Source organism: Streptomyces sp. NPDC041796, assembly GCF_055590785.1.
Genome location: NZ_JBVJAH010000038.1, coordinates 22,029 through 25,453 on the forward strand (window position 1 = coordinate 22,029; position 3,425 = coordinate 25,453).

At 62.5% G+C, this 3,425-nt stretch carries 2 protein-coding genes and 1 pseudogene; all 3 read left to right on the forward strand.

Annotation, left to right across the window (positions count from 1 at the left end):
- Positions 1 to 485: 485 nt before the first annotated feature.
- Positions 486 to 1,025 (forward strand): RNA polymerase sigma factor, encoded by a 540-nt coding sequence (locus ACZ6C1_RS36750; RefSeq protein WP_469247398.1) that lies wholly within the window; start codon positions 486 to 488, stop codon positions 1,023 to 1,025.
- A gap of 1,076 nt (positions 1,026 to 2,101) precedes the next feature.
- A pseudogene (locus ACZ6C1_RS36755) lies at positions 2,102 to 2,876 on the forward strand (transposase family protein).
- Between the two features lie 361 nt (positions 2,877 to 3,237).
- The coding region (locus tag ACZ6C1_RS36760) for a transposase (protein ID WP_469247400.1) at positions 3,238 to 3,425 on the forward strand (188 nt) is incomplete at its 3' end.

Genomic DNA, 3,425 nt, shown 5'->3' on the forward strand with positions numbered 1-3,425 from the left:
CTCGGCAACAACTCCCCCACCCACCCCCCCCCCCCCCTCCCCCCCCCCCCCCCCCCCCCCCCCTCCCCCCCCCCCCCCCTCCCCCCCCCCCCCCCCCCCCCCCCCCCCCCCCCCCCCCCCCCCCCCCCCCCCCCCCCCCCCCCCCCCCCCCCCCCCCGCCGACGCGCACGACTCTGTGCAGCAGACATGTTGAGCGCAGTCTGTTGTGCCTCTCAACGTGTGTAAACAGCCGATGGAGTTTCCTGTGTCAGAGCATACGGATTTGATACCCAGCTGATGTATCAGGTCTCCAAAGCTGTATGTGTTGAAGCTCGACATACCATTCACGAACCACTAGGAGTGGTCACTCTGGATGCACGGAACAAGCGCCGTCTCGCCGCCGGGTGCCCGAGACTCGAAAGGAGATATCACAGCGTGCTCAAGCTTCAACCTGGTACAGGCCTTACCTTCGCCATCAGTGCTGCATGGCAAGCCGGAGTCTATACATGGCAGTAGATCACGATTACTCTGCTGCCCCAGTTCAGAGCTCCGATAGGATCTCTTCTGTTTACGCGAACTTCCACACGGAGATCTTCAGGTATATCCACAACAAAGCTGGGGACTGGTGCCTCGCTGAGGATCTTACCTCTGAGACCTTCCTCAGGGCTTTGCGTCACGGCGACAACATCGTTCAGAATCCGGCTCCTTGGCTGATCACCATTGCGCGCAATCTCCTCTGTGACCATTTCAGGTCAGCCAGAGTCCGGTATGAGGTGTTGTCGGAGACACCAGAATCTTGCCACCGATCTGAGCAAAGCGCTGAGGAGGCTTTCTTGCAGAAGGAGGATGCCATCGCTGTCCTCAATGCGATGTCTCATCTGTCCGAGCAGCAGCGCAGCGTTGTAAGGCACCGCTTTTATGAGGGGCTGAACGTGCGGCAAACTGCTCAACGAATCGATCGTTGCGCGGGCGCGGTCAGGTCACAACAGCTTCGGGCGCTCCGAAAACTTGGACGTGTTCTGGAGGATAACGGCTTAGCTAGATAGGTCCTCTGGTCTCTCACTAAGTCCGCTGAGTCCTTCCACACACGAGCGGCTGTTTGGGCATCACTTAACACCTTTGATCATAAATTATTGCCAGCCAGAGTTCTCCGCCGCGGTCGCGCGCCCTCTGTCATGGCAGAGGAAGTGGTGACTACTGTGAAAACAATCGTACTTGCAATGCTTCTGTGGACTGCCGTCACCTACTGCATCTGCGCGTTCCTGAAAGCCTGCGCCGAGCCAGAGAATCCAGAATACGATGGGCGCGCGATTATGGAATCGAAGTACCGCCACCCGTCAGCCCAGAGACAGCGGCAGTACCACGTGGTTCCTCAACAGCCGGATTCACACTCACGCAAGACCCGTGAGGTTTCCCATGGCTTCGTTCCTGGCCCCCGGCTCCCGGATCACGACCGCAACCCGCATCAGTGACTCAAAGGGAAGTAATTTTTCTCGTGGCGGGTGCTTCACTTGGCAGTGCATGTGACTCGAGTCGAACGTCTAACGCTGGACGATGTGCGGAGGATGGTGCCGTCGGCTGACGTCGTTGCGGTCGCGGCCAAAAGGGGCGCAAGTTGGGCGCCGAGACAAGGGGAGACCGCCTGCCCGATGGCTCGACGAGCGCAGGGGCTCCCGTCACCGCGGAGGCGTCGTGTCCCTTCGACAACTTGACCTCGTGGCTGCTCGCAAATCGAACGCTGCTCAGGCAGGGGGTCGGCGTCTCTACTACCAGCATGAGAGGCCGAACTTCTTTCTTTCGTTGCTGCAGCACCATCGCCGTCAGCAGCCGTCAACTGCTATGCCCCATCGGCCAAGAACGGCGCTACGTCCAGCCCCGGTCATGCAGACCGTGTGATGATCTTCAGCGCTCCCAACGCGACTCGTGCTTTCCGGTTCGTAGGGTGTGCGGTGATCGAGCCCACTCCAGGAATCGATGACTGACCGATATGAGCAAATATTATATGGCAGTTATTTGTAGGTGTCCCGTTTGCCAGGAGCCCGAGCCTGGCAGGACGGGGCGGGTGCACACCACATGCCTAAAGCGTGTTGGCAGAAGGCTTAGGTTCGGGTATTTCCCGTGTATGGGCGGGGTGTTGAGGGCTGAGCCGCTGTGGGTGGAGACGTTCACAGGGCTGCGGATGCGGCAGTTCGAGCGACTGCTGAAGGTCGTCCGCGAACAGGGTGGGAACGGTCCGGGTGGCGGTCGGCCGTGGTGTGTGGCCGCTCGCGGACCGGGTGCTGCTGGTGGCCGTGTACTACCGCACGAACCTCACCATGCGGCAGCTCGCGCCACTCTTCGGATGCTCGCCGGCAACGGTGTGCCGGGTGATCCAGCGGCCGCGGCCACTGCTGGCGATCGCACCGGCGTCCCGGCCTGCCGATGTGGTCGTCGAGCGGTTGTGGATCGTGGACGGGGCTGTGATCCCGGTCCGCGACCGGACGGCGGGAGCGTCCTCACGCAACTACCGGTTCTCGACAAACGTGCAGGTCATCATCGACGCCGACACGAACTCGTGGTGACGGCGGCTCGTCCCGTTCCGGGCACCACCGCGGATGCGAAGGCGTGGCTGGACTCCGGCCTGGCCGAGAGTTGCGCGGGTGTGACCGTGCTCGGCGACGGTGCCTGTATCAACACCGGACTCATCGTCCCGCACCGCAAACGACCCGGCCGGCCTCTGCTACCCGGCGAGGAGGAGGACAATGCCGAGCACCGACGGGTGCGGGCCCGTGTCGAGCACGCCTTCGCCCCCATGAAGCACTACAAGATCCTCCGCGACTGCCGCCAGCGTGGCACCGGTCTCCACCACGCCGTCCAAGCCGTCGCCCCCCATGCACCACCTCCCCCTCGCGGCGTGATCAGAACGACCCCCGAACCGGCCAGACCTGCCCAGTCACAGCCCTCTGCAACACGCTTTACTGATCGTTTCGGAGTGGGGTGCGGAGGCGTCGCAAGCAGATGATGCTGCAGGGGAGTTGGAGCAGTCCGAGGTGGAGGTCGGCGTGTATCTCATAGCGGGTGCGGAGTTGTTTGGACTGGTGGGGCCAGGTGAAGGTCCGCTCGGCGGGCCGTCGGGTCTTGGCCCAGGCCGGAGCCGTGCGGGACATCTGAGGTGCCTCGAAGTTCTCGGACAGGTGTCCAATAGGATCGCCTGGAACAGGGAACGAGGAAGTAGTGGCGCCACCGAGGAAGTACTCGCAGGAGTTTCGTGAGGAAGCAGTGCAGCTCGCGCTGAGCTCGAGCAAGACGGTTAGTGAGGTCGGCCGGGAGCTCGGAATGAATCCCGAAACGCTCCGCGGCTGGGTGAAGAAGCACCAGCAACAGCAGGAACCAGCGGGCACCGAACTGACCGTCGGCGAACGCGCGCGGCTCAAAGAGCAGGACCGGCGTATCCGTGAACTCGAGAT